Origin of the sequence: Shewanella woodyi ATCC 51908 (assembly GCF_000019525.1) — a bacterium.
Classification (GTDB): Bacteria; Pseudomonadota; Gammaproteobacteria; order Enterobacterales; family Shewanellaceae; genus Shewanella; species Shewanella woodyi.
In genome coordinates, this window is sequence record NC_010506.1 from 3,818,029 (window position 1) to 3,841,060 (window position 23,032).

Below are 23,032 nucleotides of genomic sequence, written 5' to 3' on the forward strand. Positions count from 1 at the left end.
TTTTTTTATGTGGTGAGTTCTAAATTACTTCTTACGCCACGTTGTCCCTTCAGGGCCATCTTCCAAAATCACACCTAAGGCGTTAAGTCCATCACGGGCGATATCCGCAGCAGGCCAATCTTTCTCAGCTCGTGCTCGATTACGCTCTGCGATTAATGCTTCAACCTCAGCGACTTCAGCATCGTTACTCTCGCCTTTAAAGAAGCTATCGACATCTTGCTCGAGTATACCAAGTACACCAGCCAACTCTTTTAGACGCACTGCGAGAGCCGAAGCTTGAGCTAAATCAGTGACTTTAAGACGGTTAACCTCACGCACCATATCAAACAATACTGAATATGCTTCAGGCGTATTAAAGTCATCATCCATCGCCTGTTTAAACTTAGACACAAAGTTTTCAGCCGCCGCAGGCTCAACAGTTAAATCCAGATCTTTTAGTGCCGTGTACAGACGTGCTAATGCAGATTTAGCTTGCTTAAGGTTATCTTCTGAGTAGTTAAGTTGGCTACGGTAGTGACCAGACAACAAGAAGTAACGAATTGTCGCCGCATCATAATGAGCTAATACATCTCGGATAGTGAAGAAGTTATTAAGAGACTTAGACATCTTCTCTTTATCGACCATCACCATGCCTGTGTGCATCCAGTAGTTCACATAAGGCGTATTATGGGCGCAGCAAGATTGTGCGATCTCATTTTCATGATGAGGGAACTGAAGATCGCTACCACCACCATGAATATCAAAATGTTGGCCAAGATGCTTGCTGTTCATGGCTGAACACTCGATATGCCAACCTGGACGACCAGGTCCCCATGGAGACTCCCAAGTCGGCTCACCTGGTTTTGACATCTTCCACAGTACGAAATCCATAGGATCGCGCTTGGAGTCTTCGACTTCGACACGAGCTCCGGCCTGTAGTTGCTCTAAATTTTGTCCAGACAAACGACCATACTCAGGGAATGAAGAGACACTAAACAACACATCACCATTGGATGACACATAGGCGTGCTCTTTCTCAATAAGCTTTTCAACCATCTCGATAATCTCAGCCATGTGCAACGTTGCTCTAGGCTCAAAATCGGGACGCTTCATGTTTAACGAGTCGAAATCTTTATGCATTTCACCGATCAAACGCTCTGTCAGTGAATCACAGCTCTCCTTGTTTTCTGCCGCACGCTTGATGATCTTGTCATCAACATCAGTAATGTTACGCAGAAAATTCACATCGTAACCAGAATAGCGTAGGTACCTTACTATCATGTCGAAAGCTACAAAGGTACGCCCGTGACCAATATGACATAAATCATAGATGGTGATCCCACACACATACATGCCAACTTTACCTGGCTGTAATGGTTTAAATTCCTCTTTTTGGCGGGTCAGGCTGTTGTATAGCTTCAACATCGATATTCTCTTCTACAAAAAACAAATAAAATAGTGGGTTTAGTCTATCATTGGCAAACTAGCGCTTCCATTAGTTTTAAAGCTTAATAGCGCGATGGTAAACACATTTATCAAACTCGGCAGCAAGAGTCACGAATAAAAGCTGAAAAAGCCAGCAGTTCACAGCATTACTCTTTATGCGCTAACGCATTTACGTTAGAATCCTGCCACTATTTTTTATTGTTAACTTAATGAGAATCAAATCATGATCACTCTTCATACTAATCACGGTGAGATCGTTTTAAAACTTGACGCAGAAAAAGCGCCAATTACCGCAGAAAACTTCACCAAGTACGTTAAAGATGGCTTCTTTGATGGCACTGTTTTCCACCGTGTCATTGACGGTTTCATGATCCAAGGTGGCGGTTTCACTGAAGATATGGTCCAAAAGAACAGTGGCGAAACCATCAAGAACGAAGCTAATAACGGTTTATCAAACCTAGTTGGCACTATCGCGATGGCAAGAACCTCTGATCCTCATTCAGCAACAGCTCAGTTCTTCATCAACATCAACGACAACACTTTCCTTGATTTTAAGTCTGAAACCTCTCAAGGTTGGGGTTACTGCGTATTTGGTAAAGTGACAGCTGGTATGGATGTCGTCAATAAAATTAAAGCGGTTAGCACAGGCAACCGTGGCATGCATCAAGATGTGCCTCTTGAAGCAGTTATCATTGAAAAAGTAACCATTGCTGACGCTGAATAAGCCAGCTTAATGCGTACACTTTTTATTGGCGATCTGCATCTATCTGCAGATCGCCCTGATATCACCTCAGCCTTCAACCATTTCCTCGATAATGAACTTCATGATGTGGAAGCTCTCTATATCTTAGGTGATCTGTTTGAAGTATGGATTGGGGATGATATTGCAGAGCCTTTTGCTCTTGAACTCGCCACAAAATTAAAAGCTATCTCAAGCCGATTGCCCATCTACTATATCCACGGTAATCGTGACTTCCTCATTGGTCATGTGTATGCTCAGCAATCTGGCATGACCTTACTCCCCGAAGTCCATAAGTTCAATCTATACGGCGTGCCAACAGTCATTCTTCATGGCGATAGTCTGTGCACTTTAGATAAGGCATACCAAAGGTTCAGATGCTTTAGAAACCTAAAACTCGTCAAGTGGCTCTATGGCAAACTCCCAAAGAACTCTCGACTCAAGATAGCCAGAGATATTCGCTCTAAAAGCACTCAAAGTAATCAGCGTAAAAGCATGACCATCATGGATGTAGAAAGTGAAGCTGTAGAGCAGTTGCTGGAGCAAACAGATGCAATGCAGATGATCCATGGTCATACCCACAGACCCAAGATGCACACTATCCACACTCAAACACATACTCAAAAAGAGTGTACAAAAACACGAATCGTGGTGGGTGACTGGTATGAACAAACCAGTGTGCTAAGCATCAGTCCTGAAAAAATCTCACTATCGGCCAGCCCACTGGTGTAAATTGACTTAGAAGGCAGTGGCCATTTCTACGTCAATACGTCTAGAAGTTAACTCCCACAACGTCTCTGAAACGAGCTTTTTCGGGTAGTTTGAAAGTAATTTTTACTCTTGGGCACCGCTGTGAAAGTTAAACTCAGGATCGATAGAGCTAATAAGCTCAGCTTCACGCTCTGCAATAATGGCCACCCGCTCACTAATATCACCTCCAGCAATATCTTCAGCTAAAAGTAAGTAATCCTGATAATGTCTGGCTTCTGAGCGCAGCAGTGACACATAAAATTTGTTGAGAACCTCATCAAGATATGGCGCTAATTTCGCAAAACGTTCACAAGATCTCGCCTCAATAAATGCCCCGATAATCAATTTATCTATCATGGCAGCAGGTTCATGGGTTCGAACCATCTTCATCATCCCTTTGGCATAACGACCTGCTCTGCGGTTTTCATAGGGGATCCCCCTCTCAAGCATTATCTCTAATACCTGCTCGAAATGGTGAAACTCCTCTTTAATCAACCGAACCATTTTGCTGATCAAGGCATCGCCCTGCTCAAAACCCGCTTTAGCAGTCAGTTCAATTGAGACATCATTCTTTTTACTGCTTCTCGCTAAAAAGACCGCAATGTCCCTGTCTTTGCGATACACAAACTCCTCATAGGGCTTAGCCCATTCAAGTAGTTGCTTACCACTTTGTTGCTCAACCGCATATTTTCTCACCAGAAACATCGCTGTTTGCGCTGCTTTTAGCTCGCAATTACAGTGATCAATTAACAGTGTAGGTAGGTTCTCAGGCTTAATTGCCGCTTGGATCCAACTATCGGGGGTTTCACATTTAAGAAAAGCATGTATCGGGGCTAACAACTGCTGCATCTGCTCTCAACTAAGGATAAGTCTAATTAATGATATTGTATCAGTTACTCACACTAAATGAGCTAGCTAATTTAAGGCCGTTTCTCGACAAATCTTTATTAAATTGATTCACGACAGAATAAAAAAAGAGCAAAAAGAGATTAAATCCAACAAATCAATAACAAAGTAAACTTGACTCCTCCTCATTTTTGTTCAATAAATAAACTTATGCAGAGCAAGTTTTAGCTAAGCATTATTGGAAACATATCGTGAGCCGCATGGTCTTTGGGAAATGACCAATAGGCTAATACCCATAACAACAATAGATCACATTTGGGTATAGAGGGTTCGTCTGCAGTTTGGCGAGCAAAAAGTAAAGCTAAACAAGGATAATTATAATGATATTGAATCACTTAATGGGGCTATACACTCATCCAAAAGAGGAGTGGCACACAATTGAACAGAATCATGAAGCATTAAAGAGCAGTCTGAGTCATGTGCTTTTAGTAGCACTCATCCCAGTGATCTGCACCTTTTTCGCTTCAACTGAGATAGGTTGGAACTTAGGCGTTGGCGACCCACTCTTCCTCACACAGCAAAGTGCGATGTTAATGTCTGTGGGCATGTATTTCGGATTAATCGCAGGCGTATTTGGCCTTGCATACTTAGCATTTTGGATGGCAAAAACTTTCGACGCCGATCCGAGCTTTACTCAAGCACTAGAGCTCGCCTCTTACACAGCGACGCCACTGTTTATGGTAGGTTTAGCTGCACTCTATCCAAGTATTTGGTTTGTAATGGTTATCGGCCTACTGGGTTTAACTTACTCCGTTTACCTTCTCTATACCGGCGTACCTATCATCATGAATATTCCCGAAGAGAAAGGCTTTATCTACGCAAGTTCAGTTGTCACAGCAGGCTTAGTACTGTTAGTCGCCTTAATGGCGTCAAGTGTGATTTTATGGAGCATGGGCTTAGGCCCAATCCAGCAATAATATTAACTCCTAGCAAACAAAAAGGCTTTAGGGTTTCCCCTAAAGCCTTTTTAGATCTTACGTATGGTACTAATTACTGAGAACTCATTACTGAGAAGAGTCTCGTAATGCAACGGTTAGATTGAATACCAAGTTTTCTGGTGTTGAATCTTTATTGTCTGCACAGAAGTAGCCTTCACGCTCAAACTGATATGCTTTTTCAGCTTCTGCAGCCACAAGACCTGCTTCAACGAAACCATGAGCTACAACCAGAGAGTCTGGGTTAAGTACCTCATCGACAGTCTCAGCAGCCGCTGGGTTAGCATCGGTAAACAGACGATCGTAAAGGCGGAACTCTGCAGGTTTAGCAGATGTTGCTTCAACCCAATGGATAACCCCTTTTACTTTACGCCCATCTGATGGATTCTTACCTAGCGTCTCATCATCATAGCTACAGTAGATAGTAGTGACATTGCCATCGGCATCTTTATCACAACGCTCTGCTTTAATGACATAAGCGTTACGTAAACGCACCTCTTTGCCTTGAACCAGACGCTTGTACTTCTTATTCGCTTCTTCACGGAAGTCATCAGCATCGATATAAAGTTCACGACCAAAAGCCAATTCACGCTTGCCCATCTCTTCATTAGTTGGGTGTATTGGTGCGCTCAAGGTTTCAATTTGACCTTCTGGGTAGTTCTCGATTATCACCTTAACAGGGTTGATCACAGCCATTGCACGAGGCGCTTTGTCATTAAGCTCCTCACGGATACACGCATCTAACATTCCAACTTCTACCATGTTGTCCTGCTTAGTTACGCCAATGCGTAAACAGAACTCACGGATAGCCGACGGCGTATAACCACGGCGACGAAGCGCTGCAATGGTCGGCATACGTGGGTCATCCCAGCCATTAACCAATTTACGAGTCACAAGATCGTTAAGCTTACGCTTAGACATCAAGGTGTACTCTAGGTTTAGACGAGAAAACTCATACTGACGAGTACGATTTGGCGCTTGGAAATCATCTAAGTGATCCAATACCCAATCATACAAACGGCGATTATCCTGAAACTCTAATGTACAAAGTGAGTGACTGATGTTCTCAATCGCATCTGAGATACAGTGAGTAAAATCGTACATAGGATAGATACACCACTTATCACCAGTTTGATGGTGATGAGCAAAACGGACACGATAGATTATCGGATCACGCATGCACATAAATGATGATGCCATGTCGATTTTAGCTCGAAGAGAACACTCTCCCTCTTTGAACTCACCTTTACGCATCTTTTCAAATAGCTCGAGGTTCTCAGCTACTGATGTGTCACGATAAGGACTGTTCTTTCCAGGCGCTTTAAGTGTGCCGCGATACTCGCGAGTCTCTTCCCCATTAAGGAAACAGACATAGGCTAAGCCTTTCTCGATCAACTCAATCGCATACTTATGTAACTGGTCAAAATAGTTTGATGAGTAGCGAATATCGCCATCCCAGTCAAAACCAAGCCACTTCACATCATCCTGAATAGAATGAACATAATCGATATCTTCTTTCTCAGGATTCGTGTCATCGAAACGTAAGTTACATTGGCCCTTGTAATCCTTTGCTATACCGAAGTTTAAGCAGATAGATTTTGCATGGCCGATATGAAGAAAGCCATTAGGCTCAGGTGGAAAACGGGTATGCACACTCTCATGCTTACCGCTTTCAAGATCTTCATCTATGATATTACGAATGAAGTTACTAGGACGAACTTCGCTGTCCAGATGACTCATGATATTCCTCTTAAAGAACGCGGACCAGCCATCCGCTCGATGATTGTCATCAAGGTAATGGCATAGGCAGGTTTTGATGTAATTAAAAAGATGATCCTATATCTCTGACGGAGATACAACGCTTGATACAGAAATATTTAAAACTAAACATGATAAAACAAAAAAGCAGCGATAAACGCTGCTTTTTAAGACGAAATGAAGTTTATTCGGTAATGATTTTAATACCAGGAATAATTGTTTGACTACGTTTCGCTTTGCGTTTTAACCAGAAGTAGAAGAATACCAGAGCCACAGCAAAGAATCCAATCCATAAACTTGAGGTCAATGGGTGGGCGCTAAAAGTCGCCGCTTGATAAAATACTGTCGCTGTTCCGTAGGCTAAAGCAAATGTCCAAACCCCAGCAAATGCCGCCCAGCGCCCGCCAAATTCACCGACTAAAGCCCCCATCGCAGCAACACATGGCGTGTATAGCAAAATGAAAAGCAGGTAAGCAAATGCCGCAGTGACACCAGTAAATCCAGCTTGAAGTGCCGTAAAGGTCGATGTATCTACCTCAAGCTCCTCAGATGCAGCTTCTACAGAGGAGACATCCCCAACAGAAAGAGAGAGAGGATCATCAAGCTTGATGCCAAACAGATTCTCAGGAATGGTGGCTATCGCCTCATTCAGTGATTCAATAAAAGGAGTCAGCTCTTCATCACCATCGGTTGGCGTGCTATATAAACTGTTTAAGGTACCGACCACAGCTTCTTTAGCAAAAATACCAGTGATAATGCCAACGGTTGCTGGCCAGTTATCCTGCTCAACCCCCATAGGTGCAAATAGAGGTGTCACCTTTTGGCTTGCTACACTCAATACAGACTCAGAGCTATCTTCATGACCAAAGGTGCCGTCAATACCAATGGCATTGACAAAATTAAGCAGCGTCACAACAATCACAATGGTTTTACCCGCCCCTAAAATAAAGCTCTTAGTGCGTTTTCCGGTGCGATTTAATACGGTTTTTAACTTAGGCTTCTCATAGCTTGGTAGCTCCATCACAACCGCACTGCTTGTGCCAGGCAATAGGGTTGAGCGTAATAACAATCCTGTACCTACTGCAGCTAGTACGCCAATAATATAGAGAAGAAACACTAAGTTCTGCCCAGACTCTGGGAAAAATGCCGCAGCAAATAGCGCATAAACAGGAAGACGAGCACCACAAGACATAAACGGCGCCATCATTCCCGTGACAATACGCTCACGCTCACTGCCTAGAGTACGTGTTGCCATAATGGCAGGTACGGAGCAACCAAAACCCACAATCATAGGCACAAAGGCCTTGCCAGGTAGGCCTATTCGACGCATTAAGCCATCGACAACGAAGGCTGCACGAGCCATGTACCCAGAACCTTCAAGTACAGAGAGCGCCAAAAACAGAGCGGCAATGACAGGAATAAAGGTCGCAACGGTTTGCACACCTTGTCCGACACCACCTGCAACAATTGTCACCAACCAAGCTGGGGAGCCGATGCTTGACATCAATGCGCCTAGATGATCAACAAACAGTGCCCCAGCTGTGATATCGAAGAAGTCGATAAATGAGCTACCGACATTGATACTAAACATAAACATCAAGTACATAACAAACAAAAAGACAGGCACACCTGCAACTGGATGCAGAATAACCTTGTCTAGCTTGTCACTGATCGTTTCAGCACCGTTGGCAGCCACAGAGGAGTCGTAGACACTTTGCACAAAATCAAAGCGGGTTGTAGCCACCATGATCTCAATATCTTTACCCTGACTCGAAAGTGACTCAGAACATTGATTCACCTCATCAAGCATTTGACCATTTTTACACTGACCACAGCCAAGTCCATTGGCTAACATCGCAAGCGCACGACCACGGCTTAAGGTCTCATCACTTGAAAGTAGTGAGGTAACGCCTGTTTCTATTTGTGCATCATAATTTAAGACTAAAGGTGCTTCAGAGACTTTCCCATCAAGCAGATCAACGACCTGTTCCTTAACCTTTTCAATATCCCCTTCATCACGAGAACAAACACTGACCACAGGGCAACCTAAAGTCTCACTCATCTTGGCTGTGTTAATCTCAATGCCATGCTTCTTTGCGGCATCAATTTTGTTCAGCACTACCACCATAGGAATGCCAAGTTCACGCAGCTGAACGGTCAGATATAGGTGACGTTCAATATTGGTTGCATCGACTAAATTAATAATGCCGTCGACTTGTTGTTCTGCCAGATATTGCTGCGCAATCTGCTCATCCAAAGAGCAATCACAGCTGCTTCCTGCTGGAAGCAGATCATAAATACCTGGAAGGTCAGTGAGATACACATCTGCACCGTTAAGGGTAAAAAGGCCTGTTTTCTTCTCAACTGTCACACCTGACCAGTTACCAACTTGCTGATTGGCTCCTGTTAATGCGTTAAAAAGCGTCGACTTACCTGCATTTGGGTTACCGACTGTGACACAATGAAACTGCTTAGCCATTCGCTTTTTCCACCTCAAGTTCTACTACTTCAACTCTCTCGACTTCAATAATGTCGGCCAAATCACGGCGCATACATAAGCGACTTCCACGAATATCAAGCTCTAAGCCCGAGCCTAATGGCGCTTTACGAAGCAATCGAAAACGAGTATTTGGCGTGATCCCCATTGAAAGTAACTTGCGCTTAACGACTGCAGGCAGGTCCAGTTGACCGACTACAGCGATGGTGGCGTGCTCACCTGGATTTAAATCGCTTAATTTCATTATGCTTTATACCTTGTGACAGGCCTCAATAATTCTAAAACTCGAACCGATTTTAACGGAGGTAAAGGAGAAATAATCCTACCTAGATCAATATTTGGTATTGGAAACGATAATAGTTTTCAATTGTATTCTGTATTATGTGACAAAAGTCCCAACTAATAAACGCTCTAATGGAATTAATTCCTTTACCCGCTCTTTTGTGAGAACGATTATCACTACGGACGGGAGTATGGCGAAGCAAACCTGAACATTAAGTGATATAAGTCACGATTTTACTTTTCCTTTTCTCAATCACCGCCTTTTACCTATTAATCACACAAGCTTGTTAAAACAGGGTCACAAGAGTATTAAAGAATTGAATACGTCAGTAACCATCCCCACTTTAATTAGCCGGCGAAAATATAAAACATCACAGAAACGCCCCTCAAGTATCTACCCCTAAAGAAATAGTCAGACCTAACTCACATAAAGCGGTTAAAACACCTGCTAAATGCTTCGCGCTTAGATAGCCTATAGGTGGAAATTAATTCCACACACTAATCTATTGATTTTCAAGGAATTGAGAATAAGAATCACTCTTATCTCAGCCTGAGCTAAATTAGCTATGATTAGTGATGATTAAAACTATTGCAGGGAATAATCATGATGAAACAGTTCAATTTTAATGCAGCGACAAAAGCTGTGTTAGGTGCAGGACTTCTCTCTTTTGCTCTGATCGGTTGCGGCAGCGACGGTGATGATGGCTCAAACGGAGAAGATGGTATTATCGGTGTTAACATCGATTCAGCAAAAAGTGTCAATGCCGTTTTTACAAGCGCTAAAGTAGAAAATGGTGCCGTATTCGTTGATTTTAAACTTGAAGATGGTAATGGCGTCGCTGTATTAGGCCTAACCAAAGATCACGATCTACGCTTTGGTATCGCCCAACTGACCCATGAAGTGCGCACTTTTGGTGAAGGCGAAGAAGCAGTTGAGTTCGATCGTGGCTTCCAGTGGCAAGCGTATATCAACGCAGAAAAAACACCAAATGAAGACTGGATCCCCGATGGCGAAACAGACATCAATCCATCAAATCAATTCCAAGCTAACGTAGAAAAAGCGTCTAGCTGTGAAACCTGTTTTGTTGATAATAAAGACGGCACATACAGCTATACTTTCCAACAAAATGTCTCAGGCGTAACTTCTCCAGTAGAGGTTGTTTACAGCGCTGAAAATACACAACGTGCCACACTGGAACTTGAGCTGCCTTCTTTTGCAGTCAATGCCCACTTTGACTGGCAACCATCTACTGGCTTAACTGAAGATATTCAAAGCCGTGATGTGGTTTCTATCGATGCATGTTATACCTGTCACCAGCCTGATAGCATAGCATTCCACGGCGGACGTCGTATCGATCTTGAAAACTGTGCTTCTTGCCATACTGGCACCTCTGGCGATCCTGAAACAGGTAACAGTGTAGATTTCACCTATATGATCCATGCGATCCATAAAGGTGATGCTCGTACAACTTACGCCCCAGATTCACCAGACGCTGATGAGAAAGGTAATATTCCAGCACCATACAAGGTGATTGGATATGGTGGTGGCGTACACGATTATGGCAAGGTGATGTATCCACAAAAGCCAGCTGCTGATTGTGCCGCTTGTCACGTTACAGGTGAGAACGCCCCAGCTGATGCAGAGTTGTTCCTTGCTAACCAAAGCAATACGGCTTGTATCGCCTGTCATACCACTATGCCAAAAGCCTATCATGACCCAAGCGATGAAAACTGTATCTCTTGTCATATCGAAGAGGGTTACGCACGTAGTGGCGCAGAAGCTCATGGCGATGCGACTAAGCGTTACAAGGCAAGCCAAGATTATTCAGCTAAATTTAGCAATATCAAAGTTGCAGGCGATGTGTTGACTTTCGATGTGCAAATTCTTAACGAAAATGGTGAACCTGTAGCAAAAGAGTTTATCGCAAACCCTAGTAAATATACTAAGTCTAGCGTTTACTTCTCTTGGGATACCGATAAGGATTACCCGGCGTACACTGATGGCACTAAATACAGTGCACGTGGTTTCGCGCTATTAAACCCTGACGTATCAAGCTACGATCCAGCAACAAAGACATTCACCATTGATAGCACCAAGAGCGCGCTTGAGCTTCCAGCTAACTTAAATGGTAAGAGTGTTGAGCTATTTGCTGGTGTTGCAACTTGTTTCAAAGCCGGTGGTTATGGTCGTCCAACTGTTGAGCCTACAGCTTGTCAATATGACGAAACTGATCCAACTAAGCTTCTAACCGACGCCGCTTATATCCAAGATGCTCCGTTAGGCTTTACTTGGAATGATACTGACACCAGTGAGCCAGCAAAAGCTCGTCGTGACATTATCGACAGCAGCAAGTGTATGGGATGTCACAATCAAGAGATCGTTCACTATGACAACGGCGTGAACTGTCAAACATGTCACACTCCGGACAAAGGACTCAATAAGTGGGGTGGTAATGTACCAACTAGCTTCGCTTATAAAGCTCACCATGCAGAAGGCCACTACCTGAAGTATGCTGGTGTTGGTTCAAGTACTGTTGTTAAGACAGATTGTAAAACATGTCACACAGACAGCGGTATCGAGCTAGGTCGCTCTCCTGACCGTGCATGGCGTTACGGTGATGCTGACGGTAATGATATCTGGGTATCATCAGATGCTGGTGCATGTTTAAGCTGTCATCAGAAGTACTTAAGTGACTCAGGCAAGGCACACATCACCACTAATGGTGGTATCTTAGATGGTGTTGATGCTGAAGATGTGCAAAACCGTGCTAAAGAAGCTTGTTCTACTTGTCACTCTCCAGAGAAAGTGATGGAGTTACACGGACACTAATTGATTAAGGTGGATGGGACAACCCCCATCCATCAATATTCAATTCACCCATAAGGGAGGCTTAGCCTCCCTTTTTAATGAGAACGATTACCAACAAACTGCAAAAAAATGAGTTACAACTTTCACACATCTACCATCGATAACAGCAACTTTTTCTCCCTTTACCCCCTCCCCTTTATACCCCTTTATAAATAGACGGATCTTGGTCACACATTAGTACCCATTTTGCAGATTTTTGCAGATTTTATGCGCTCATTACGTTAGCCTTTGGTTGGGGATTTTTGTTTCCAGCATTGGCTTAAGTAGCACATTTATAATGAAAAACATGCGAATGATAATCAGTATCGTTTTTCGCCCAGAGCACATAAGTCGATGTCAAACCTATGCAGGGAAAAAATGATGAACGTACAAAATAATAAATTTGCGCTGCTTCTCGCAGCAAGCGCCGTATCAATGGCCTTAACCGGTTGTGGCGGCAGTGATGGCAATGATGGCGACAGCGGTAAGCCAGGTGGTCCAGCAGCTGAAGTGGTTAATGTTTTAAACCTTGATGTCACAAAAGTGACCTACCAAGATGGCAATCCATCAATCACGGTTTTCGCAACCAATGAAGAAGATTTACCTGTCGTTGGGTTAACAGCGCTAGAAGTTAAAGCGGTTGCTCAGCTTCTTCCTCAAGGCGCTACTGGAGCTGGCGATAGTGCTCAATGGCAAAAAACAGGGTCTGAGAAGGTCTTTGTCGATCACAAGAATGGTAACTACACTTTCGATATAGCCTTAGAGGGTTACAACCCAGAGCTAACACAAAGATACAATGTCATAGCCAGTGCATCGACACTGCAAGATGGCATCACCACAGTGCCTCGCACAGAGCTCTCTGAAGATTTCTCAGGTGACGGTTACCAAGCGCTGTATACCAAAGATATCGTCTCTACCCAAACCTGTAATACTTGTCATGCCCAGGGAGAGAAGATCTACCACGGCTACACATCAGCAGAGACTTGTGCCTCTTGCCACACCCAAGAGTGGGCAGAAGGTCGCGGTAAGCCTGAAGTCGCTTTCACACATATGGTTCATAACGTCCATAACTCAGCGAAAGGCTACAAGGCTGACAGAACCACAGGCGAATTCACTAAAGACGCTAAAAAAGCCCACGCCCTGTTACAAGACAACTGTAAAACGTGTCACGTAGCGCCAGCAGAAGACAGCGATGAGTTAAGTGAATGGGGTAACTGGTCACGAGTTCCAACCATGGAAACCTGTACTAGCTGCCACGTCAATATCGACTTTAAAGCTGGCAAAGGTCACTCTCAACAAGATGACAACTCAAACTGTATCGCTTGTCACAACGCAAGTTGGACTGAAGAGCTACACACTGACGGTTTTGCACAGAAAAAAGCCTTTGTTGGCCAATATGGTATGGACGCATCACTAAGTGCTGTGGCGACCGATACCGGCAGTGACACCACCTTAAGTGTCACTATCACCAATGCTGAAGGCATCGCTCTCGATGCAAGCGCACTAGTTGCCAACATCCAGCAGCTTGAAACCATCACTAACGTTGGCCCTAACTTCCCAATTATGGGTTATAACCCAAATCCAGCTGGGTTAAAGAAAGTGGCTATCGATTTCGTTAAGGCTGGTATTTTAGACGCCAATGTTGAGATTGTGGATGGCAAATTTGTCACCGTTATCAAAAATCTTCCATACGGTACAGGTGATACTGACACCGCCTTTAGCTTTGTTGGTTTGGCACTGTGTAATGACGGTACTGACTTAGTTGCTTGTGGTGAAGGCGTTGAAAGTACAGGCATGAAGGCTGAACTTGCTCACGGCACGCTATCTGGTGAAGCGCCAAGCGTTCGTCATACAGACACGGTTGAGTTTACTGCATGTGAAAGCTGTCATGGTACAGAGTGGGGAATTCATCAAGGTTCTCGTCACCCAGGTTTTGTGATGACAGAGCAACTTGGTCGCGTCAATGAAGCTGGTGAGATGATTGTGGGTATTGACGGCTGTGCAAGCTGCCACACTCCTGATGGTACTTATGCTTCTGGTGCAAACTTAGGCTCAATTGAGATGAAACTGCATAAGACCCATAGTCAAGGCGACTACGGGGCCATTCCTGGTATGAACTGTAGCCAGTGTCACTCAGACTTTAAGCAAGAAGCCTTCGCTAAAAAAGGTGCGCTTGCAACCGATGGCGGCTACACAACCCCAATCGCAGCCACGTGTTATTCATGTCACAGCTACAGCGGTGACAAGTTTAAGAATCACGTTGAGAGTCAAGGTGCTAAAGTCAATGCTGACTACACTGTCGCTAATGAAGCAGCCCAGTTAGAAACCTGCTTTATGTGCCACAACCCAAGCATCAATGATCACACTTCGGTGAAGATGTAATTTGCCATTTTGAGATTGAACCTGGGGGAGTCTCTCCCCCACTTTCTCCAAAGTATGCAAATTCAGGAAATCTATTATGAAGATCATAAAAACAATGAAAAAATTCTCTACTGGCATGCTGCCGGCACTGATGGTCTCAGCCATCTTATCGCTGGGCTTCGCCACATCTGCAACCGCTTCTAAGTGGGATGCAAAGATGACTCCAGATGAAGTCGAAGCCACACTTGATAAGAAGTTTGCCGAAGGTAAATACTCACCTAAGGGCGCAGACTCCTGTTTGATGTGTCACCGCCGCTCTGAAAAAGTGATGGATATTTTCAAAGGTGTTCACGGTGCTATCGATTCAAGTAAGAGTCCGATGGCTGGCCTGCAGTGTGAGTCATGTCATGGCCCCCAGGGTAATCATAACAAAGGCGGCAATGAGCCGATGATCGCCTTCGGTCCACAGTCAACTCTTTCTGCAGAAAAGCAAAACAGTGTCTGTATGAGCTGCCATCAGGATGATAAGCGCATGGCGTGGAATGGTGGTCACCATGACAATGCTGATGTTGCCTGCGCCTCTTGTCACTCTGTCCATACGGAAAAAGATCCTGTTCTGTCTAAAAACACTGAGATGGAAGTGTGTACTAGCTGCCACACCAAACAGAAAGCAGACATGAACAAGCGCTCTAGTCACCCAATGAAATGGAACCAGATGGTGTGTAGCGATTGCCACAACCCACATGGCACCATGAGCGACTCAGATCTTGTCAAGCCTAGCGTGAATGAAACCTGCTACTCATGCCATGCAGAAAAACGTGGCCCAAAGCTGTGGGAACATGCCCCCGTCACTGAAGATTGTGTTACCTGTCACAACCCTCATGGCAGTGTAAACGATGCCATGTTAAAGACACGCGCACCACAACTATGTCAGCAATGCCATGCCAGCGATGGTCACGCAAGCAATGCTTACTTAGGTAACACAAGCCAAGGTGCTAGTGTCGGCGGAAATGCTTTCACAGGTGGCCGTAGTTGTTTGAATTGTCATAACCAGATCCATGGTTCAAACCACCCATCTGGCAAGCTATTTCAGCGCTAAAAAGGAGTCGAGAAGATGAAATTCAAATTAAATTTAGTCACGCTCGCCCTTCTTGCTAATGCTGGCATTGCCAGTACAGCAATGGCAGCTGGAGGCTACGGTCTGCAAAATGCCAATACAGACAAGGTGAAGTTCGATAAGTGGGACTGTAAACGCTGTGTGGTTGAAACCGGCGTTAACGGCACCGTTGGTGTGGGCGTGGGTTATAACGATAGTAATGATATTCGATCTGCCAATGCTTTTGCTGCTGAAAATGAGTTTGCAGGCAAGGTCGATGCTGATCTCACTTATGTGGGTAAAAGCGGCTACCGCGCCACTGTCGAAGCTGACAATCTAGGCATGGAAAACGGTCGGTTAGATATCAATGCGGGTAAAGTGGGTCAATACAATTTGAACTTGAACTATCGTCAAATTGCGACCTACAAAACCGACAGTGCCATGAGCCCATATCTGGGCATCGGCGGCGATGATCTAACCTTGCCAGATAATTGGCAAACGGCGGGTTCTAGTCAGGATATGAGCGAGCTATATAACAGCTTAAATCCACTTGAGCTGTCGCTAGAGCGTAAGCGTGCAGGCCTAGGCTTTGCTTACCAAGGTGAGGAGTTATGGAGCACCTACGTTAACTATCAGCGTGAAGATAAAACTGGACTCAAGCAAGCTTCTGGCAGCTTCTTCAATCAGTCAATGATGTTAGCAGAACCTGTTGACTACACCACAGATACCATTGAAGCTGGCGTCAAACTAAAAGGCGATAACTGGTTTACCGCTATCAACTATAACGGTTCCGTCTTTAAGAATGCGTATAGTCAATTGGGTTTCGACAATGCATTTAACCCAACTTTTGGTGCGGCAACACACGGCTATATGTCTCTTGATCCAGATAATGAAGCCCACACAGTATCATTGATGGGTCAGATGAATCTTAGTCAAACCATCATGAGCGCACGTGTTCATTATGGTCAGATGACACAAGATCAAGCCTTTGTCACCTCAGGTTACGGCTACCAAGTGCCAACTGAATCTCTTGATGGCAAAGTTGATATGACTGGGGTTAATCTAAAGTTAGTCTCACGTATCAGTCGAAGCGTACGCGTTAACGCTAGCTACGATTACTCAGATCGTGATAACAAGACCAACATCGAAGAGTGGACTCAGATCAGCATCAATGACGTTAACGGCCAAGTTGCCTATAACACGCCATATGATATCACCACTCAACGCGCTAAGTTAGGCGTCGACTACCGTATCAACCGTGGTATGAAGCTTGAAGCCGGTTACGATTACCGTACTGATGAGCGTTCATATCAAGACCGTGAAACCACAGATGAAAACACGCTTTGGACTAAATTCCGCCTAAGCAGTTTCGAAAACTGGGATATGTGGGTTAAGGGAAGTTACGGTCAACGAGATGGTTCGCAATATCAGGCATCTGAGTGGACATCGAGTGAGTCAAATGATCTTCTACGTAAATATAACTTAGCCGATCGCAAACGCACCATGATTGAAGCTCGTGTCACTCACAACCCTACCGATAGCCTTACGTTAGACTTAGGTACTCGTTATGCTATTGATGACTATGATGAGACTCAGATTGGCTTAACGGAGTCAACCGACCTAAGTTATGACGCTAGCGTCACTTATATGTTAAGCGATGACATGACACTGACGGCTTTCTACAACCGTCAAAACATCGAATCTGAACAGGCTGGCAGTAGCAGTTTCTCTGCGCCAACTTGGACTGGTGTCGTTGAAGATCAAGTCGACGTGATAGGTGCTGGCTGGAGCTACAATAATCTGATGGAGAAGAAACTGCGCCTTGGCGTAGATTACACTTACTCAAATTCAGACAGTAATACTCAAGTCACTCAAGGTATCACTGGTGACTACGGTGATTACTACGCTAAGGTCCACAACGTCAATATCTATGGTCAATACCAAGCCACTGAGAAGATGGCACTGCGTGTAGACTATAAGATGGAGAAGTATGAAGATAACGATGCTGGCAATGATATCGCGCCAGACGGGATCTGGAATGTAGTCGGTTTTGGCTCTAACAGCCACGATTATAACGCTCACTTAATCATGTTAAGTATGAGCTACCGCTTGTAAGCTTCGAGCTTAGAGCTTCGAGCTTCGAGCTTCGAGCTTCGAGCTTCGAAAAAAGGCTAGATCCCATACCCATGGGTTCTAGCCTTTTCTTTTGGTAAAGATATACTGGTGTTAACGCCCACTAGAGATTTTTACTGCAAGTAATGAAAACAGATAATCTCACCAATTTAATGGCTCAAATTTCTGCCTGTCAGCTTTGTCAGGAAGAGCTTCCCCTACCAGCTAAACCCATTATTCAACTCTCAAGTGAATCTAAAATATTGATTGTAGGCCAAGCGCCTGGAATTAGGGCTCACGATCATGGACGCGCATTTAGTGACCCCAGTGGAGAGAGATTGAGATCATGGCTGGGGGTCAGTGATGAGCAGTTCTACGACCCTAGTCTTTTTGCTATCTTACCCATGGGATTCTGTTTTCCCGGCACCATAATCACCAACGGGAAAAAAAGTGGCGATAAACCACCACTAAAAAGATGTGCAGAGACTTGGCGTGAAGCACTACTCAGTCAATTACCTCAAGTTGAACTGACCATTATTCTCGGCCAATATGCCATCGACTATCACCTAGGGAAGTCTGCAGAGGGTAAAAAGCTCACCGTGACCCAGGCTATCTCCCAATGGCAAGATTACTGGCCAGAATATATGGTGTTGCCCCACCCCAGCCCCAGAAATAACCTATTTTTGAAAAAACACCCTGAGTGCGAAGCGAACCTGCTACCAGCACTTAAAGCACGAGTAACAAAGCTTATTGCTGCTAACAAAAACTGGTAAAGATAGACAAAAAAAGCCTACATACTTGATGTAGGCTTTAGGTCTGAGTTTGTGCTTAAAAACTTATGCACGAGGTGCTTACATAAGCAAACGCATCTGTCACATCCGCCACTGGGTAGCCAAGATCCCTTGCGGCATTCTCAGCACCGCATGCAGCATCTTTAAAATCACTTGTCGCAGACCAATAGAGTTGGTTGGCTAGTACAAATACATCAAAAGATTTATGGGTATCCCATCCAGTCTTATTAGACAAAAGGTAAAATGCTCGGTTAAATACACCTGAAGAGTAGTGAACGTCCATACCGTCAGTGTAGTAAGATGCGTCACCGATTGAGTTACCGTCTTGGGTAGGATCATCCATATAACGCAGTGCACCACTGCCTTTAACTATGTCATACCCCACCTTCCAGTCGTTACTACCGCGCATGTAGAACTCAGCAGCTTCACCAGCCATATCGGAAAAAGACTCATTAATTCCGCCTGACTGACCACTGTACTCAAGACCTGAGTTTTGCTCTGTAAACCCATGGCTCACCTCATGAGCAGATACATCTAAGCTCACCAAAGGATAAAAATAACTATCGCCATCACCGAAAGACATCGCTCTTCCATCCCAAAAGGCATTTTCATATCTACGGCCATAGTGCACACGCATCTCTAACTGAAAGGTGAGAGGAGCAGTTTGATACCAATCTTGGTACATATTAAAGATAACATTACCAAAGTAATGAGCATCATTTAGTGGGGAATATGCATCATTGGTTGTCTTATAGGTGTTTTCAGGACAGGTAAAGGTGAATGTATTTCCTCCACGAGTCTTGCTCTTCATGTTAATGGTTTTAACATTGTCGTTCACCATGGAGCAGGTGCCACCAGACTCCTGTACCGCTAAGGGACCAAAGTCACTGCCATAATAGTATCGACCAACTTTAGCATTTCCTCCTGGTCCACTGGCATCATAGGGAACAGGTGTGCCACCACCAGTACCGCCACCAGGTTTACCTTTACCATTTTTAGCCGTCATTAGCTCATTCCAATGACGAATAACCTCACCACTGTTGGCATCAACTAAGCCCGCAGGACGGGAAATAGTGTCGCCTTTATCACTCAGATATGACACGCGATAAGCTAAACGGGGAGCCTTATCCTGCATCAAGACCACCAGCTCAACCTCTTTTTGACCCGAAGCGGCAGAGCCTTGATATAGCTTATTGAGTGAAGCAATCGCCTGACCTCGAGTGATCCCAGCTTGAACAGAGAACTCATCATCAATTTGCGCCAAACGACCAGAAGCTATATTTGACTCGCCATCAGTTTCAACCACTAGATGGTGGCCATAAACAGGCACGCCATTGAACATCTGTTTTTGTTTACTTTTTTGAGTCCCCTTTGCGGTTTTAACTGAGAGGCTCTTTTCAAAGTGATTGAGTTGACTTACTCCTGCAGCATGATTAATTGATTGATTTTTATTAAATTTAAACTCAGCTGCTTGTAGATGAAACGAACTTGTCACACACACTGCGACTAAAGTTGGAACTAACCTAGGTATTTTCATTATTATGTCCTATTTGGATGTCGGATACTAAATAAACGGCATTCAGTGGACACATATTGTCACAATTTTAACAAAACTGAAACTTCCATCTTTAAACTGTGGTTTTTTCAGATAAAAGGCACTGCAATAACAAGTTAAGCAGTATTATAAACTAGGGAAGTAAAATAGAATTTATTCCAATTAGCTAAGCTTAAATCACTCACCAAATACCAGGGTTAAATCTTGATACGTTAAGGTTTAAAACATTTAAATATTAATAATATGAACAAACATTTAGTGGAACTTGACGAGCTTTAGTCCTTAGACTCAAGTTTAATTAAACATCCCCTCCATTAAGCTATTATCTCAACCTTGCAGAAACCAATATCATCATGCTCCCTACTGGGAATACACCAAACTTTAACAACACCAATGGTTATCTGCTGCAATCCACACTCTCTCATATGAGTAACGATCATCTTAATCGTTAATCCCAAACTTAAGTCAAAGTAGTAACAGGTCTATAAAACTGTTCTTTGAATAGCAGTTCGCTTGCTTCAAGCTGGCATAACGGCTTTATTAAACTTTGTTATGCCTCATAGTTCATATGCCTAAAATCCTTTAAGCTAAATGAAACTTTTAGGAGAATGCCTGTGTACTTTCTTGACTCAACCTTGGCTCAACTGATTGTTGAACGCACGATGAAGATCATCGTTCACAACATCAATGTAATGAACGCTCAAGGTGTGATCTTAGGCTCTGGCGAGAGCCATAGAATAGGCTCAACTCATGAGGGAGCACTACTCGCCATTAGCCAAAACAGAACAGTCGAGATCAATGCGGCCAGTGCAGATACTCTCCATGGCGTTAAAGCAGGCATTAACTTACCTTTACATTATCAGGGTGAGATTATTGGTGTTATTGGTATTACCGGCGATCCCGAGCGCTTAAACAGCTATGGAGAGCTGCTTAAGATGACAGCAGAGTTGATTGTGGAGCAAGCAAACTCTCTTGAGCTAGCTCAATGGCAGTATCGCCAAAAAGAGGAGTTTATTCTTCAGCTAATTAACTCCACGCAGGAGTTAACACCACACCTGATTGATTGGGCTTCACAGCTTGATATTGATATCTACGCGCCTCGCGTCGCTGCCATCATTCAGGTTCAGGGAGATAAAGAGCAGATCTCTGCCAACTCAATTTTAAAAAAGGTGCTAAATCTGCTCGAAAGCCCCTCCCGCGGCAATCTAGTTGCCATGACTTCAATGACAGAACTGGTTATTTTAAAACCCGCTTTCCTCAATGGTAAACAGTGGGATCCTCAGCTAGAAAGTCAACGTATCGATCAGCTTCTCTCCCGTTTACCTCTAAAGATGAACGCCAGATTAAAAGTATCTCTTGGCCACTTCTTCATTAAACCAGCCGATATCTCACGCTCTTACCAAACCGCAAAAGAGACCTTAGCCTTGGGTATGCAGTTGTCACCAGATCAAAACAAATATCTCTATGATGATTACTCCCTGCGTGTTCTGCTCTCAACCCTCAAAAACGATTGGCGCGGTGAGGAGTTAATCACCCCGTTTCAGACATTAATAGATGCAGATAAAAAGGGCCAACTCAATAAAACTTTAACAGCCTATCTTACCCATTTTGGTGATCAGCAAAAATGTGCCAATGCACTGTTTATTCACAGAAACACATTAAGATACCGCTTAGATAAGATCCAACAGATCACAGGAGTTGATATTCAGCAGCTCGATGGGCTACTCCAGCTCTATCTCGGACAAATATTGACGAGCCAATAGATAATAACAATCAGTATAAAAAGCCTCTCACCGACCACCAACTTTAGCCAAGGGTGATAAACAAAACTGTTATTGTACTTCCCATGGTGTAAGCCTAAGAAGATATTGCTCCCAAAAACTCTCTCTTAACTAAACTTAATTAAATGTAAGCAGCAGTTAAAGGCTGAGCGGTGAAGAAAAAAGCAGTAAATGAACGCGAACCAAATAACCTCAATTTATCCACATTAAATATTGAAGTTGAAGAGGTGGATTGGCATAAATGGCAACGGCTTATCAATATTTGCGCCGAGATGCTTAATGCGCCAGCCATGATCATTAACCGCGTCACTCCCGAAGGAGTTGAGAAGTTTCTCGCATCACAAACATGCCAGAAGCAGCTAGACACAAACCAATTTAATATGGATCACAACAAGTTTTGTCTAAATGTCATAACCGAAAGTCAGATATTGTACGTTAAAGATATTAGAGAAGATTGCAGGTATCAAAAGGAGGAGATGCCTTACCTCTCCTACCTTGGGCTCCCTATCACTTGGCCAGACGGCAGTATCTTTGGCTCCTTAAGCGTACTGGATACACAAACAACGAATTATCCTGATGAATATATTGATGCACTCAGTGTAATAAAGGAGGTGATTGATAGTGATCTTCGCCACCTCTACAAAGAGGATCAACTGTTGAAGATGAGTTATACCGATCCTCTAACCCAAATCTATAACCGCCGTGGCTTAATTGATCTTTTACAGAGCACTCAGGATCTAGCGCGCAGACTAAAGCGCCAACTCATCTTAATCTATTTCGACCTCGATAAGTTTAAAACCGCTAATGACAAGTATGGCCATGATATGGGAGATAAACTCCTTAATCTTTTTGCTATGAATCTGAAGAAAAATAGCCGTAGCTGCGATCTCGTTGCACGCTGGGGAGGCGATGAATTTATTGTCATCATACATGCTGAGGATATCGAATCTATTAAGGTCTATATTGATCGCATGAACCAACACCTTGCCGATCAAACCTACCTTCCGGAGATCCACTTCTCCTATGGCTATGCAGTCATTAAACCTGATGACAGTTCAACACTGGCACAACTGCTCTCAACCGCTGATGAGAACATGTATCGCAATAAACAGCTAAAGAGAACAGATCATAAGAAATGACCTTGTTTCCCACTACCTCCCTAGCGTATCATCACTATAATATGAGCGATAACCCAC

Annotated in this window: 16 protein-coding genes; 10 read left to right on the forward strand and 6 right to left on the reverse strand. The window is 43.9% G+C overall.

Annotated elements, in window-relative coordinates:
• Window positions 1-24: 24 nt before the first annotated feature.
• The gene (gene cysS / locus SWOO_RS16070; protein ID WP_012325723.1) at window positions 25-1,404 is read right to left on the reverse strand and encodes a cysteine--tRNA ligase; all 1,380 of its coding nucleotides are present in this window, start codon (window positions 1,402-1,404) and stop codon (window positions 25-27) included.
• 244 nt (window positions 1,405-1,648) lie between these two features.
• Between cysS and SWOO_RS16075 the strand changes: the two genes are divergently transcribed.
• Window positions 1,649-2,149, forward strand: a complete 501-nt coding sequence (locus SWOO_RS16075) for a peptidylprolyl isomerase (protein WP_012325724.1) — start codon at window positions 1,649-1,651, stop codon at window positions 2,147-2,149.
• Window positions 2,150-2,158: 9 nt separating this feature from the next.
• Window positions 2,159-2,896: a UDP-2,3-diacylglucosamine diphosphatase gene (locus tag SWOO_RS16080; protein ID WP_012325725.1), complete on the forward strand. Its 738-nt coding sequence runs from the start codon at window positions 2,159-2,161 to the stop codon at window positions 2,894-2,896.
• A 102-nt stretch (window positions 2,897-2,998) separates the two neighbouring features.
• Here the strand turns inward: SWOO_RS16080 and miaE are convergent, their stop codons facing one another.
• Window positions 2,999-3,763: a tRNA isopentenyl-2-thiomethyl-A-37 hydroxylase MiaE gene (gene miaE, locus SWOO_RS16085; protein ID WP_012325726.1), complete on the reverse strand. Its 765-nt coding sequence runs from the start codon at window positions 3,761-3,763 to the stop codon at window positions 2,999-3,001.
• Window positions 3,764-4,140: 377 nt separating this feature from the next.
• Here miaE and SWOO_RS16090 point away from each other — a divergent pair, with 377 nt between their 5' ends.
• On the forward strand, window positions 4,141-4,737 hold the full coding sequence (locus SWOO_RS16090; protein WP_012325727.1) for a Yip1 family protein: 597 nt from the start codon (window positions 4,141-4,143) through the stop codon (window positions 4,735-4,737).
• An 87-nt stretch (window positions 4,738-4,824) separates the two neighbouring features.
• On the opposite strand, the gene glnS is transcribed toward SWOO_RS16090, so the two are convergent.
• From glnS to SWOO_RS16105, 3 genes are all read right to left on the reverse strand, one after another.
• Complete coding sequence (gene glnS / locus SWOO_RS16095) at window positions 4,825-6,495, reverse strand: glutamine--tRNA ligase (RefSeq protein WP_012325728.1); 1,671 nt, start codon at window positions 6,493-6,495, stop codon at window positions 4,825-4,827.
• Between the two features lie 202 nt (window positions 6,496-6,697).
• Complete coding sequence (gene feoB, locus SWOO_RS16100; protein ID WP_012325729.1) at window positions 6,698-8,992, reverse strand: Fe(2+) transporter permease subunit FeoB; 2,295 nt, start codon at window positions 8,990-8,992, stop codon at window positions 6,698-6,700.
• Window positions 8,985-9,254 (reverse strand): FeoA family protein, encoded by a 270-nt coding sequence (locus SWOO_RS16105; protein ID WP_012325730.1) that lies wholly within the window; start codon window positions 9,252-9,254, stop codon window positions 8,985-8,987. The genes feoB and SWOO_RS16105 overlap by 8 nt, the downstream gene beginning before the upstream one ends.
• Window positions 9,255-9,896: 642 nt before the next feature.
• Between SWOO_RS16105 and SWOO_RS16110 the strand changes: the two genes are divergently transcribed.
• The 5 genes from SWOO_RS16110 to SWOO_RS16130 all read left to right on the forward strand — a co-directional run bounded on the left by SWOO_RS16110 (window position 9,897) and on the right by SWOO_RS16130 (window position 18,482).
• Window positions 9,897-12,122, forward strand: coding sequence for an OmcA/MtrC family decaheme c-type cytochrome (locus SWOO_RS16110; RefSeq protein WP_012325731.1), 2,226 nt, complete (start codon window positions 9,897-9,899; stop codon window positions 12,120-12,122).
• Window positions 12,123-12,518: 396 nt separating this feature from the next.
• On the forward strand, window positions 12,519-14,522 hold the full coding sequence (locus SWOO_RS16115) for an OmcA/MtrC family decaheme c-type cytochrome (protein ID WP_012325732.1): 2,004 nt from the start codon (window positions 12,519-12,521) through the stop codon (window positions 14,520-14,522).
• A 76-nt stretch (window positions 14,523-14,598) separates the two neighbouring features.
• Window positions 14,599-15,600, forward strand: a complete 1,002-nt coding sequence (locus SWOO_RS16120; RefSeq protein WP_012325733.1) for a DmsE family decaheme c-type cytochrome — start codon at window positions 14,599-14,601, stop codon at window positions 15,598-15,600.
• Between the two features lie 15 nt (window positions 15,601-15,615).
• Window positions 15,616-17,712 carry an MtrB/PioB family decaheme-associated outer membrane protein gene (locus SWOO_RS16125; protein WP_012325734.1) on the forward strand — a complete coding sequence of 699 codons (2,097 nt, stop codon included), beginning with the start codon at window positions 15,616-15,618 and terminating at the stop codon, window positions 17,710-17,712.
• 143 nt (window positions 17,713-17,855) lie between these two features.
• Window positions 17,856-18,482 (forward strand): uracil-DNA glycosylase family protein, encoded by a 627-nt coding sequence (locus tag SWOO_RS16130; protein ID WP_012325735.1) that lies wholly within the window; start codon window positions 17,856-17,858, stop codon window positions 18,480-18,482.
• Window positions 18,483-18,537: 55 nt separating this feature from the next.
• Here the strand turns inward: SWOO_RS16130 and SWOO_RS16135 are convergent, their stop codons facing one another.
• Entirely contained in the window at window positions 18,538-20,037 is a 1,500-nt protein-coding gene (locus tag SWOO_RS16135) for a M4 family metallopeptidase (protein ID WP_012325736.1), read from the reverse strand.
• Between the two features lie 632 nt (window positions 20,038-20,669).
• Here SWOO_RS16135 and SWOO_RS16140 point away from each other — a divergent pair.
• On the forward strand, window positions 20,670-21,818 hold the full coding sequence (locus SWOO_RS16140) for a sugar diacid recognition domain-containing protein (RefSeq protein WP_012325737.1): 1,149 nt from the start codon (window positions 20,670-20,672) through the stop codon (window positions 21,816-21,818).
• 170 nt (window positions 21,819-21,988) lie between these two features.
• Window positions 21,989-22,975: a GGDEF domain-containing protein gene (locus SWOO_RS16145; RefSeq protein ID WP_012325738.1), complete on the forward strand. Its 987-nt coding sequence runs from the start codon at window positions 21,989-21,991 to the stop codon at window positions 22,973-22,975.
• Window positions 22,976-23,032: the final 57 nt, after the last annotated feature.